A 12,413-nucleotide genomic window follows, 5' to 3' on the forward strand; every position below is an offset into this window, starting at 1 on the left:
TCGGCGGCACCGGTCGGCCTCCCGGCCGCTACAGGAAGGTGTGTCCCTCGCCCCGGTACGTCGGGACCGTCGAGGTCACCGTGTCGCCCTCGATCAGGTGCAACGTGTCGAACCGCTCGCACAGTTCACCGGCCTTGGCGTGCCGGAACCACACCTTGTCGCCGATCAGCAGATCGTCGGCGGGCGACCCCAGCAGCGGCGTCTGGACCTCGCCGGGCCCTTCCTGGGGGTCGTAGCGCAGACCCTCCGGGAGGTACGGCACCGGGAGGCGGTCGGGGCCGGGGGCGCCGGAGGCGGGGTAGCCGCCGCCGAGGACGGTGACGACGCCGACGCCGGGGCGTCGTACGACGGGCATCGCGAAGAGGGCGGCCGGACGGCCGGTGAACGACGTGTAGTTGTCGAACAGGCGCGGCACGTACAGCCCGGAACCGGCCGCGATCTCGGTGACCGCGTCCTCGGCGGCGGTGTGCTGGACACTGCCCGTGCCGCCGCCGTTGACGAACTCCAGGTCGGGCACAACCGCCCTGACGGCACGCACCACTTCGGCCCGGCGCTCGGCGAGTTCGCGCTTCGCGGTGGCCTGCATCAGCCGGATGGCGCGGGAGCGGAACGGCCGCCCGGCCACGGAGTCGCCGACGCCGGCGATGTGACCCTCGTAGGCCATGATCCCGACGACCTTGAAGCCGGGGCGGCGGTTCACCGTGCGGGCGATGTCGGCGAGTTGGGCGGGGGAGCGGAGCGGGGAGCGGAGCGCGCCGACGCGGATACGGCTGCCCAGCATCCGCAGCGCGGTGTCCAACTCCAGGCAGACACGCACGACTTCACGTCCGCCGTCGCGGGCGTCGTCGATCAGCTTGAGCTGCGCCGGGTCGTCGATCATCACGGTGACGGCGGCGGCGAGCTTGGGGTCGTTGGCCAGTTCGCCGAAGGCGGCGCGGTCGGCGGAGGGGTAGGCGAGGAGGACGTCGTCGAAACCGGAGCGGGCGAGCCACAGCGACTCGGCGAGCGTGAAGGACATCAGGCCCGCGAAGCCGTCCCTGGCGAGGACGCGTTCCAGGAGCGTTCGACAGCGGACGGACTTGCTCGCGACGCGGACCGGCTTGCCGCCGGCCCGGCGGACGAGATCGTCCGCGTTGGCATCGAAGGCGTCCAGGTCGACGATCGCGACGGGGGCGTCGAGGTGGGCGGTGGCCCGGTCGTAACGGGCCCGGTCGGCGGCGCGCGCAGTCATGAACGCAGCCTGCCAGACAGGATTACCGCAGGGTAGGGGGACGTTCCGGGCAGATGCCCCGGGGGCGTGGACTGGTTCCCGTCCGAGCGGCGTCAACCCGTAGAGTGACGCGCACGCACGGAGGAACGCCGCCGGTCGTACGACCGCGCCCGGGATGGCGGTCCGCCGCGGCGGGTATGCGTTGCCGGGGACGATTTCGTGGGCGTGCCGGTGAGAGCGGGGAGGACACCGGTCCGTATACAAGCAAGGGCGCGAGTACGACGGCCCGCATACGGACGAACAGTGGCCCGGGTATGAGGGAACGGGGGGTGCATGAGCACGGGAGCGCGACGTGCACCTGAATCGCCGGGGGGCGTGGGGTGGCGGGGGCCGGTTGATCCGCCGAGTCCGACGGCTTCTGCGGACCCGGTGAACTCCCTGGACCCGGTGCTCTTGGCGGCCTCGGTGGACGCGGTGGGCTCCTTGGATCCGGTGACCTCGGTGGACTCGACGGGCGAGATGGATTCGGCGGACGTGACTGATGCGGCGGGGCGGCCCGGGTCCGATGGGGCGACGGCCACGGGCGAGGGCGGCTTGGACCGACCGGGATCTGGTTTCGCGGGGGCGGCGGAGGGTTCGAGGCCTTCGGGAGCTTCCTGGATGGCGAGGGCCTCGGAGAATTCGGGCCCTGTGACCGAGGGGCCTTCGGATTCCGTTTCCGGGGCGGAGCCGAGGGCCGGTACGGGTCCGGCTGCTGGTTCGGCGTCCAGGTTCTTTTCGAGGGCGGGTTCGAGGGACGCCTCGGGGGCGGTCCCGGGTCCGGCTTCGGGTCTGGCACCGGGTTCCGTTTCGGGGCAGGGTTTGAGCGCTGGTTCTGGGGCTGTCTCTGGTCCGGTCTCCGGTTCCGCTTGGGGGTCGGCGCCGGGCGGTACTCCGGTCTCCGGTGAGTCGGGGACGTCCGGTGCGCGGGGCGCGGGGAATCGGTCCGATGGGTCGAACAGGGCCGGTACGCCCCGCACTTCGAGCGCGTGGGATGCGTGGAGCGCACCGGGGATGCCCAGCACGTCGACGAACGGTGACGCGTCGGAGCGGCGGCGTCCTTCGGGTGCCCATGCGAGTGGGCGACGGGGTACGGGGGATGCGCGGCCGGGTGGGGGTGCCGGGGCGGTGGGTGTCGGCGGCTCGGGTTCTTCTGAGGTTTCGCGGGCTGGGCGGGAGCCGTTTGAGTCTGGAGCGTCGGCCGGGAGTGGGGGCGACGGATCCGGTTCGGGGTGGTGGGACGGCGGCAACGGGAGGCGTACGGCTCCGCAGAACGGGGGGTCTGGCGCGCGGGCGGTGTCCCGGGGTAACGGTCCCGATGGTCGTGGTGTGTTGCCGGGGGACGGGTCCGATGCGCGGGCGGTGTCTCCGGGGCGCGGTGCTGATGGGCGCCCGGTGTCTCCGAGTGGTGGCTTCGAGGGTCGCCCTGTGTCTTCCAACGACGGTTCCGGGGACCGGAGTTCGGCTCAGAGCAACGGTTCTGATGTTCGCGATGGGGTCGGCTCCGATGCTCGCGGTGGTTCGGGTTCCGCGCCGGGTTCCTCCGACGACCGGCCGCGCTTTCCCGGCCTTCGGCCCTTCTCACCCGTGGCCATGGATTCGGAGAGCCCGCCCCCGCCTCCGGCCTCGGCACGCTTCCCGGACGCCCCGCCCGCACCCGTCGGTGCCACGCGCCGCGCGAACCCCGGCGGAACCACACCGGGGGCTGTCCCGCCCCGACCGCAACACCGCCCGGTGACGGCAGCACATGGTGGCGAGGCTCCAGGGGACACCGGTCCGGAGACGTCCACTTCTTACCGCCCGCCTGCATCGGGGAGCCCGGACACCCCAGGCCGCCCTGCGAACGGGGCACCAGGTCAAGCGCCGGATCACCTGGACCAGGATGCGGCCCGCTCGACGACGTCTCCCGGCTCCGCTGCCACCCCGCGCTCCGAGGGCGAGCCTCCGCGCCAGCCGTCCGAACCGAGGCGCTACATCCCGACCCGCCCGGGAACATCCCGCGAGCCCGCGAACGAGGCCCCCGAGGGCCCACGGCAGAGCCAGGACCCGACCCCCTCGACGATGCCTCCCGCCCCGGCTGCGCCGCCGCGCCCCGCAGACGAGCCCCTTGGCCAGTCGCCCGACCGGCTTCGCCATGTCCCGGGGCACCCGAAGACACCTCCGGGGCAGGCCACCCCGCCGCGCTCTGGGGGAGAGGTTCCGGGTCAGCCGTCCGACCGGCAGAGCCAAGCCCCGGGCCGCCCGGTAACGCCTCCCGGCCCCGCAGCCCCACCCCGTCCCGCCGAGGCTCCAGTCCAGGCGTCCGACGATTTGCGCCAGGACTCGACCCGCTCGGGGATGCCTCCTGCCCCGGCCGTTCCGCCGAGTCCCGCGGGCAATACCCCTGGTCAGTCACCCGACCGGCTTCGCCATGTCCAGGGGCGCGCGGAAACACCCGCCGGTCCCGCTACCCCGCCGCACCCTCTGGGCGAATCCCCGTATCAGCCGTCCGACCGGCAGAGCCAAGCCTTCGGCCGCCCGGTAACGCCTCCTGGCCCCGCGACTTCGCCACGTCCTGCGGGCGAATCCCCGTATCAGCCGTCCGACCGGCAGGGCCAAGCCTTCGGCCGCCCGGTAACGCCTCCTGGCCCCGCGACTTCGCCACGTCCTGCGGGCGAATCTCCGTATCAGCCGTCCGACCAGCAGGGCCAAGCCCCGGGCCGCCCGGTAACACCTCCCGGCCCCGCCAACCCACCCCGCCCCCAGGGCGAAGTCCCAGGCCAGGCGTCCGGCCGACCGGGCGCGGATGCGGCCCCTTCGGCGATGCCTCCGAGGCCGGCCGACCAGCCGCGTTCGGATGAAGAGGCCGCCTACCAATTGGCCGACCGGCAGAGCCGTATCCCCGGCCGCCCGGGATCGCCTCCCGCCACCCCGCCCCGCCCCGAGGGCCAGGCCCCAGGTCAAGCGTCCGACTGGTCGGGCCGGGGCACCGCTCGCGACGCCGCGTCCACGCCTCCCACCCCGGCCGCTCCACCGCCCTCCGAGGGCGAAGCCCCGCGCCAGTCGTCCGGCGCGCAGCGCTACGTGCCGACCCGGCCGGGGACGTCTCGGGGGTTGGCCGTCCCGTCGCGCCCCGATGGCGATGCCCCCGGTCAGTCATCCGACTCGCGCTACGTCCCCACCCGCCCCGGGACTTCCCGCGGCCCGGCCACTCCGTCGCGCCCCGACGGCGAAGCCCCGGGTCAGCCCTCCGACTCGCACCACCCCACTTCCAGCTCCACCCGTCCAGCAACACCGCCTTCCGATTCCCGGCCCGCCACCCCCTGGCGAGGAGAATCGTTCACGGACCCCACCGGCGGCGCGCCCACGCGAGGTGTGTGGTCGCCCTCCGGTGCGAGCGCGCCGTATCCAGCCGACCCCCGGCCTACCGACGCGCCCCCCGCCACCGGACCCACCGCATCCGGCCCCGGCACCGCCACGCAGGGCTCCACCGTCGACGAAGCCCGCGCTTGGTCGCCGACCGCTCCCAGCACGCCAGTTGGGCCCGCCGCCGACCGAGCCGATGTCTCCGCCTGGTCACCAGCCCCGCCCAGCACTCCAGTTGGCCCCACCGCCGACCACGTCTGGAGCAGCCCAGTCGGGCCTACGGCCGAAGACACGGGCCCCCGCTCACCCTCCAGTTCCACCCCGACCGGCCCCACCGTCGAAGACACCGGCGCCTGGTCACCGTCCGCCCCCACCCCGGTCGAGCCCACCTCCGGTGAAACACGGGCCTGGTCAACATCCGCCCCCTCCAAGCCAGTTGCCCCCTCCGCCGACCACGCCTGGTCGCCTGCTGCCCCTGGCAGCCCAGTTGCCCCCACCGATCCCACCCCCACCCCCGACCCCTCCCTCTCCTGGACCGCCCCCGTCCACCCCAACGACAGCCGCCCGATCGTCTCCTTCGGTGTGCCCGAGGGATACGACGAGCGGGTGCGGGCGCGGCCTCTCGGGGTGCGGATACGGACGCGTACCGCCGCTGTCGCCGCCTGTGTCGTGCTCGGTGTCGGGCTCATCGGCGGGGCGGTGACCGGGAGTTGGCTCACCGGGGAGGACGGGGCGGACAGTGGGGTGAGCGCTTTCGTCACCGCGGGGGAGTTGTGGCACAGCGTGCCCGTCGACCAGCTGTTCCCGCCCACCGTGCAGGGGCAGGGTGCCGGTCCCGGCGGGGCCGACCGGACCTGGACCCGGATCGCCGTGGCGCCGGACAGCGGGTGCGCGAACGCCTTCGACCCGCTGCTGAGTGACGTCCTCGCCCCGGTCGGGTGTCAGCGGCTGCTGCGCGCCACCTACACCGACGCCACCCAGAGCTACGTCACCACCGTCGGCCTCCTCTTCACCAAGGCCGACATCAGCGCGATGACCGCCCTGTCCACCCGGTTCAAGAACGAGAACCTCGCCAACCGCACCGACCTCATGCCCCGCCCGTACGCCGCGAAGGGCACCCTCGCCGCCGGCTTCGGCGACAAGCAGCGGGCTTCGTGGACCGTCTCCGTGCTGACCGACGCCCCCGTCGTCGTCTACGCCGTATCGGGCTGGGCGGACGGCCGTAAGGTCGACGTACCCGAGCCCGCGGACGAAGCCGTCACGTCCGGGGGGACGACCGCGCCCGCCCAGGCCGGTCTCGGCAACGAGGCGCAGGGGCTCGCCGACCGGGTCGAGCGGAGTCTGCGCAAGACCGTCGACTCGCCCTCGGGGACCTCCGAGACCTCGGACACCTCACAGACCTCGGAGAAGAAGACCTCATGAGCGTCACGTCCCGCCGGGGCGGGCTGGTGAGCGTGGCCCTCGCCGCCTCGCTGGCCCTCGTACCCTCCACCGTCGCGCACGCCGACGGCATACGTGACCAGGAATGGGCCCTGGACGCCATGCACACCCAGGAGGTCTGGCAGACCACCAAGGGCAAGGGCATCACTGTCGCCGTCCTGGACACCGGCGTCGAGGCCGACCACCCCGACCTCACCGGCAACGTCCTGCCGGGCAAGGACATGGTCGGCTTCGGGGCCAAGCCGGGCGACCGCTCCTGGGCCCGGCACGGCACCGCGATGGCCGGCATCATCGCCGGGCACGGACACGGCCCCGGCGACACCGACGGAGTCATCGGCATCGCCCCCGAGGCCAAGATCCTCCCGGTCCGCGTGATCCTGGAGGACGGTGACTCGGCGCGCGGCAAGGCCCGTACCACCCGGGGCAACGCCCTTGCGGACGGCATCCGTTGGGCCGCCGACCACGGCGCCGACGTCATCAACCTCTCCCTCGGTGACGACTCCGCGTCCGCGCACCCCGAGCCCGCCGAGGACGAGGCCGTGCAGTACGCCCTGAAGAAGGGCGTCGCGGTCGTCGCCTCGGCGGGCAACGGCGGCGAGAAGGGCGACCACGTCTCCTACCCGGCCGCCTACCCGGGCGTGATCGCCGCGACCGCCGTGGACCGCTTCGGCACCCGCGCCTCCTTCTCCACCCGCCGCTGGTACGCCACGGTCAGCGCCCCCGGCGTCAACGTCGTCATCGCCGACCCCGACCACAAGTACTACGAGGGGTGGGGGACGAGCGCCGCGTCCGCCTTCGTCTCAGGGGCCGTCGCACTCCTCAAGGCCGCCCACCCGGGGCTCACCCCGGCCCAGATCAAGAAGCTCCTGGAAGACACCGCCCGCAACCCCCCGGTCGGCGGCCGTGACGACTCGCGCGGCTTCGGCTTCATCGACCCGGCCGCCGCCATCAAGGCCGCCGCCCGCCTCAAGCCGACGAGCCTGCGCTCCGTCGCCTACGGCAAGAAGTACTTCGGGTCAGGACCGGAAGCCGCCAAGACCGACAGCGACACCTCCGACTGGGCGGGCCCTCTCGCCGGCAGCGTCGGCGGGGTCCTGCTCGTCGTCGCCGTCGTCCTGTGGCGGGGTCGGCGCCGAAGCCACCAGAACTTCTGAACTCCGAGGCGGGCGTGGTCAGTCGGTCGCCGTCGCCGTCGCCGATGCCGACGTAGAAGAGTCCGCGTTCTCGGCGAACGCCGCGACCCCCGCCTTCGCCGCCGCCTCGATCAGCGTGATGCCCTCGGCCTGCGTCGTGCTGCCGTTGGACAGCACCGCGACCAAGTACTCGTCGCCGTCCGTCCCCGTCACCCGCCCGATGCTGTTGACGTCCCACAGCCCGGTCGTGCTGCGCGCCAACCACCCGTTCTTCAGCGCCCACTTGGAGCCGTCGGCCGCCGCGGAGACCCCCCACTGCTGGTCGGCCTCTATCTCCTTCATCAGGCCCTGGATGTACGACTGCGAGGCCGCGCTGAGTTTCGAGTCGTCGCCGAACACCTGCTGGAGCAGGGTGAGTTGATCGGCCGCCGTGGTCTGGGTCAGGCCCCAGAGCGGGCCGGCGCCACCCGTGGTGTCCGTCAGCCCGAACGTCCTGTTCGCCGCGTCGAGCCCGTCCGCCGTGCCGATGAGGTTCCACAGCGCCGTCGCGGAGTCGTTGTCGCTGTTCTGGATCATCGTGGTGGCGTACGACTTCTCCGTCGCGGTCAGCGTCCGGCCCGCGTCCTGCGCCTGGAGCAGCAGGGCCGCCAGGATGTCGACCTTGACGATGCTCGCCGTGTCGAAGGCGGCGTCGCCGTACGCGGCGCTCTCGCCCGAGGTCACGTCGAGGACCGCCACCGACACCTTCTGGTCGCCGGCCGGAGTCACCGACTTCATGGCCTTCGCCAGCAGCGCGTCATGGTCCACCGTCGGCTGCGTCACCGGTTCCACCGTCGCCTCCCCGCTCCCGGACGCCGAGGCCGAGGCCGACGGCGCCGCCGCCGAGGATACGGGGCCGGAGTGAGCGTGCGCCTTCACGTACACGGTCCCCGCCGCCGTAGCGCCCACGACCGCCACGGTGGCGAGGGCGAGGTAGGGGAGCCGACGGCGTCGGGAGGGACGCGCGCGGTGGTTGCGGCGGGCGGCTCTGGAAGACTCCATGCCCGCGATGCTGCTGGCGGCGGCTGTGTGCGACGTGAGGCGAAAGTTAGATGTCTGTCAACTGTGTCTGAGAAACGTGTGAAACCTGTGTCCACCGCGTTTCCGGGCCCGCACAAGCCCTGCAGCATCCCCCCGATAGGGTCGGTCACCGTGGCGAACAAGAACATTCCCGACTCCGGCTACTCCGACGACGACGGCACGGCCGACCCCGGACTGAGCGCTGCTCTCGCCGCCTGGGCCGAGGACCGCACCGCCGTAGGGCCCGTCCTGGAGGCACTCAAGGGCGCCCGGCTGCTGGTGCCCGTGGTGGCCGTGCTCGGCGAGGTCGAGGAGGACGAGAACGGACTGCGCCGCGAGAAGACCAGCGACATGGCCGTGCCCACGCTCAAGGCCGGGGGCCGCACCGCGCTGCCCGCCTTCACGTCCACCGACTCGCTGACCCGCTGGGACCCGGCGGCCCGCCCCGTGGCCGTACCGCTGCACCAGGCGTTGCAGGCCGCCCTGCACGAGAAGGCGGACACGGTGGTGCTGGACATGGCGGGGCCGGTGCCCTTCGAACTGTCGGGGCCCGTGCTGCTGGCCCTCGCCGAGGGGCGCACCAGCGCCGACCCGCTCACCGACCCGGAGGTCGTGGCGGCCGTACGCTCCGTGGTCGCCGGGGTGGGCGCGGTCCAGCGGGCCTACCTCGGCCCCGGCCGCGCCGACGGCACCCTCGCGCTGGTCTTCGAGCCCGCCGTACCGCATGACGCGGGGCTGCACGCGGTCGCCCGCCGCCTGGTCGCCGACGAGACGCTGAGGGCCCGCCTGGTGCACGGCCTCGACCTGGCGGTACTGCCGGCCGGGACGACGCCTCCGGGCGAGCCCTTGTTCGTACGTACGGGGTGAGCTGCCGGTCGTGGACCAGCGTATGGGGTGAGCGACTAGCCGTAGACGGGGCCCGTGTACTTCTCGCCCGGGCCCTGGCCCGGCTCGTCGCGGACGAGAGACGCCTCGCGGAAGGCGAGCTGGAGGGACTTCAGGCCGTCGCGCAGCGGGGCCGCGTGGAACGAGCTGATCTCGGTCGCGCTCGCGTCGAGCAGCCCGGCCAGGGCGGTGACCAGCTTGCGGGCCTCGTCCAGGTCCTTGTACTTGTCGCCCTCGTCGGTCAGACCGAGCTTCACGGCGGCGGCGCTCATCAGATTGACGGCGACCGTCACGATCACCTCGACCGCCGGGACCTCCGCGATGTCGCGGGCCATGGCGTCGAAGTCGGGGGAGTCGGCGTTGCCGGACTCGGGAGGCGTGTCACTCATGCCCACACGATAGGCCCCGGTGTACGGCGGTTAGCACCACCCCCGGGGAGCTGCTAACCTTGTGTGATGACCGGCCAGGCACTGTGGTGCCCGGCCAACAAGTGGAGGCTCCGATCTCCCACCTGACCGTCCTCACGGACGGCGGGTCACCCCGGTCAGGCGGTCACCATCGTTCCGTACGGACGATGGAGTCGCCCGAAAGCGCGCCCCGCGATCATCGCGGCGGTGCTCCGGCAGTGTTTTGGAGCCCCGTCTTGTGATCGTCCGGGGCATTTTTTGTGTTCCGGCGCGGTTAGGTCTGTCTACCAAAGACAAACGCGGCCGTCCGCCAGATGGCCGTGTTGGTGCTAACCGAGGAGGATCCATCAGCACCGAGCCCCGTATCAACGACCGGATTCGCGTTCCCGAAGTGCGACTTGTCGGTCCGAGCGGCGAGCAGGTCGGAATTGTTCCGCTTGCCAAGGCCCTTGAGCTTGCGCAGGAGTACGACCTGGACCTGGTCGAGGTTGCGGCGAGTGCACGTCCGCCGGTCTGCAAGCTCATGGACTACGGGAAGTTCAAGTACGAGTCGGCCATGAAGGCCCGTGAGGCGCGCAAGAACCAGGCGCACACGGTCATCAAGGAAATGAAGCTCCGGCCGAAGATCGACCCGCACGACTATGACACCAAGAAGGGTCACGTCGTCCGGTTCCTGAAGCAGGGCGACAAGGTCAAGATCACGATCATGTTCCGTGGTCGCGAGCAGTCCAGGCCGGAACTCGGCTACCGACTGCTGCAGCGTCTCGCGGAGGACGTGGCCGACCTCGGGTTCGTCGAGTCGAACCCGAAGCAGGACGGCCGAAACATGATCATGGTGCTCGGCCCGCACAAGAAGAAGACCGAGGCGATGGCCGAGGCCCGCGAGGCCCAGGCCGCCCGCAAGGCGGAAGCGAAGGCCAACCCGGGCAAGTCGCAGAACGCCGCGGAGTCCGAGTTCGACGACGAGAACCTCGCGGACGAGGGCACCGTCGAAGAGGCCGAGACCGCCGAGGCCCCGGCCGAGGCTCGCGCCGACGCCTGATCCCAGGACGCCAGTCCGGGGAAGTAACCGATACAAGAGCGACGCTCCACCTGTGCCCGGTTTCACGACCGGGCACCGGAGCGCCACCGACGAGGAGATACGGCGCTATGCCGAAGAACAAGTCGCACAGCGGTGCCAGCAAGCGCTTCAAGATCACCGGCTCCGGCAAGGTGCTCCGCGAGCGTGCCGGCAAGCGCCACCTGCTCGAGCACAAGTCGTCCCGTGTGACGCGTCGCCTCACCGGCAACGCCGAGATGGCCCCGGGCGACGCCAAGAAGATCAAGAAGCTTCTCGGCAAGTGACGTACGCGGCGCTCCGATCGAGCGCCGTACGTCTGGACCGGGACCCCATCGATTCCGGGCCGTGTGAGTCCAACCACGGCCCCGCTACAAGGAGTTAAACAAGTGGCACGCGTCAAGCGGGCAGTCAACGCCCACAAGAAGCGCCGGGCGATCCTCGAAGCCGCCTCCGGCTACCGCGGTCAGCGTTCGCGCCTGTACCGCAAGGCCAAGGAGCAGGTCACCCACTCGCTGGTCTACAACTACAACGACCGCAAGAAGCGCAAGGGCGACTTCCGTCGGCTGTGGATCCAGCGCATCAACGCCGCTGCCCGCGCCAACGGCATCACGTACAACCGCTTCATCCAGGGTCTGAACGCGGCGAACATCGAGGTCGACCGCAAGATCCTCGCCGAGCTGGCTGTCAACGACGCCGGTGCGTTCGCCGCGCTGGTCGAGGTTGCGCAGAAGGCTCTGCCGAGCGATGTGAACGCGCCCAAGGCCGCGTGACGCTGCGCTGGCTTGAGCGGTGACTTGAAGGACCCGCAGGTTTTTTGCCTGCGGGTCCTTTGTTGCTGGGGTGGCCCGGTTCGTTGTCGGGTGCGGGTCCGCTGTGGCTGGTCGCGCAGTTCCCCGCGCCCCTAAAAGAAGCACGGGCGCCCTGAGATTTGAAGGTGAAGTAGAGAATGTCCCCTCACGGTCCCGAGCTTATTTCTCCCCGTTCCTCTCGTGTCGCCGCTGCTCGGCGGCTTGAGCGACGGAACTTTCGGAGCAAGGAGCGGCTGTTCCTTGCCGAGGGGCCGCAGGCCGTGCGGGAGGCTGCCGGGTACAAGGACACGCTCGTTGAGTTGTTCGCGACCGTTGAAGCCGCTGAGCGGTACGCCGATATCGTCGGCGAGGCCCGTGATGCCGGTGCGCGTGTGCATCTCGCGGATGAGCAGGTCATTGCCGATATCTCTACGACCGTCACTCCGCAGGGGCTCGTCGGGGTCTGTCGGTTTCTCGACACTTCCTTCGAGGAGATTCTCAAGGCGCGGCCCAAGCTCGTTGCCGTGCTTGCCAATGTGCGGGATCCCGGGAACGCCGGCACCGTTCTGCGGTGTGCTGATGCGGCCGGGGCCGAGGCCGTCGTACTGACTGACGCTTCTGTCGATCTCTACAACCCGAAGGCTGTACGGGCGTCCGTCGGCTCCCTCTTTCATCTGCCCGTCGCCGTCGGGGTGCCGGTCGAGCAGGCCGTGGCCGGGCTCAAGGGGATCGGGGTGCGGATCCTCGCCGCCGACGGGGCCGGGACCGACGATCTCGACGACGAGCTGGACCAGGGGACGATGGGCGGGCCCACCGCCTGGGTGTTCGGGAACGAGGCATGGGGGCTTCCGGAGGAGACCCGGGCGCTCGCGGACGCCGTTGTGCGGGTTCCGATCCACGGGAAGGCGGAAAGCCTGAACCTGGCCACCGCCGCCGCCGTATGTCTCTATGCGTCGGCGCGTGCACAGCGCGCCTCCGGAGGGTGCCGCTCTGTCACCGGCAGCTAGTAGGGTGACCAGCTCGGGGGCCACCTGCGCCGTATGAGAA

Annotated in this window: 10 protein-coding genes; 7 read left to right on the forward strand and 3 right to left on the reverse strand. The window is 71.4% G+C overall.

Annotated elements, in window-relative coordinates:
• Window positions 1–28: 28 nt before the first annotated feature.
• Complete coding sequence (locus OHT77_RS35640) at window positions 29–1,231, reverse strand: amino acid deaminase/aldolase (RefSeq protein WP_328832498.1); 1,203 nt, start codon at window positions 1,229–1,231, stop codon at window positions 29–31.
• Between the two features lie 3,945 nt (window positions 1,232–5,176).
• Here OHT77_RS35640 and OHT77_RS35645 point away from each other — a divergent pair.
• Window positions 5,177–6,016 carry a hypothetical protein gene (locus OHT77_RS35645; RefSeq protein ID WP_328832499.1) on the forward strand — a complete coding sequence of 280 codons (840 nt, stop codon included), beginning with the start codon at window positions 5,177–5,179 and terminating at the stop codon, window positions 6,014–6,016.
• Window positions 6,013–7,188 (forward strand): type VII secretion-associated serine protease mycosin, encoded by a 1,176-nt coding sequence (mycP, locus tag OHT77_RS35650; protein WP_328832500.1) that lies wholly within the window; start codon window positions 6,013–6,015, stop codon window positions 7,186–7,188. Before OHT77_RS35645 ends, mycP begins: the two co-directional genes overlap by 4 nt.
• A gap of 18 nt (window positions 7,189–7,206) precedes the next feature.
• Here mycP and OHT77_RS35655 read toward each other — a convergent pair whose 3' ends face one another.
• Window positions 7,207–8,208 (reverse strand): serine hydrolase, encoded by a 1,002-nt coding sequence (locus tag OHT77_RS35655; RefSeq protein WP_328832501.1) that lies wholly within the window; start codon window positions 8,206–8,208, stop codon window positions 7,207–7,209.
• Window positions 8,209–8,358: 150 nt separating this feature from the next.
• On the opposite strand from OHT77_RS35655, the gene OHT77_RS35660 reads away from it, so the two are divergent.
• Window positions 8,359–9,093 (forward strand): SseB family protein, encoded by a 735-nt coding sequence (locus OHT77_RS35660; RefSeq protein ID WP_328832502.1) that lies wholly within the window; start codon window positions 8,359–8,361, stop codon window positions 9,091–9,093.
• Window positions 9,094–9,128: 35 nt separating this feature from the next.
• Here OHT77_RS35660 and OHT77_RS35665 read toward each other — a convergent pair whose 3' ends face one another.
• The gene (locus OHT77_RS35665; RefSeq protein ID WP_328832503.1) at window positions 9,129–9,500 is read right to left on the reverse strand and encodes a DUF1844 domain-containing protein; all 372 of its coding nucleotides are present in this window, start codon (window positions 9,498–9,500) and stop codon (window positions 9,129–9,131) included.
• 364 nt (window positions 9,501–9,864) lie between these two features.
• Between OHT77_RS35665 and infC the strand changes: the two genes are divergently transcribed.
• From infC to OHT77_RS35685, 4 genes are all read left to right on the forward strand, one after another.
• Window positions 9,865–10,560 carry a translation initiation factor IF-3 gene (infC, locus tag OHT77_RS35670; RefSeq protein ID WP_328834440.1) on the forward strand — a complete coding sequence of 232 codons (696 nt, stop codon included), beginning with the start codon at window positions 9,865–9,867 and terminating at the stop codon, window positions 10,558–10,560.
• Between the two features lie 107 nt (window positions 10,561–10,667).
• Window positions 10,668–10,862, forward strand: a complete 195-nt coding sequence (gene rpmI / locus OHT77_RS35675) for a 50S ribosomal protein L35 (RefSeq protein ID WP_019065473.1) — start codon at window positions 10,668–10,670, stop codon at window positions 10,860–10,862.
• 102 nt (window positions 10,863–10,964) lie between these two features.
• Window positions 10,965–11,348: a 50S ribosomal protein L20 gene (gene rplT, locus OHT77_RS35680; protein ID WP_019066261.1), complete on the forward strand. Its 384-nt coding sequence runs from the start codon at window positions 10,965–10,967 to the stop codon at window positions 11,346–11,348.
• A gap of 176 nt (window positions 11,349–11,524) precedes the next feature.
• Window positions 11,525–12,373 (forward strand): TrmH family RNA methyltransferase, encoded by an 849-nt coding sequence (locus OHT77_RS35685; RefSeq protein ID WP_328832504.1) that lies wholly within the window; start codon window positions 11,525–11,527, stop codon window positions 12,371–12,373.
• Window positions 12,374–12,413 lie beyond the last annotated feature (40 nt).

It is taken from the genome of Streptomyces sp. NBC_00252 (genome assembly GCF_036187565.1).
In the GTDB taxonomy this organism is placed as follows: domain Bacteria; phylum Actinomycetota; class Actinomycetes; order Streptomycetales; family Streptomycetaceae; genus Streptomyces.

Bases quoted from the DNA above. Each gene is read 5' to 3' on its own strand.
- OHT77_RS35640 (WP_328832498.1), bottom strand. From the start codon at position 1,231: ATGACTGCGCGCGCCGCCGACCGGGCCCGTTACGACCGGGCCACCGCC.
- mycP (WP_328832500.1), top strand. From the start codon at position 6,013: ATGAGCGTCACGTCCCGCCGGGGCGGGCTGGTGAGCGTGGCCCTCGCC.
- OHT77_RS35655 (WP_328832501.1), bottom strand. From the start codon at position 8,208: ATGGAGTCTTCCAGAGCCGCCCGCCGCAACCACCGCGCGCGTCCCTCC.
- OHT77_RS35665 (WP_328832503.1), bottom strand. From the start codon at position 9,500: ATGAGTGACACGCCTCCCGAGTCCGGCAACGCCGACTCCCCCGACTTC.
- rpmI (WP_019065473.1), top strand. From the start codon at position 10,668: ATGCCGAAGAACAAGTCGCACAGCGGTGCCAGCAAGCGCTTCAAGATC.
- OHT77_RS35685 (WP_328832504.1), top strand. From the start codon at position 11,525: ATGTCCCCTCACGGTCCCGAGCTTATTTCTCCCCGTTCCTCTCGTGTC.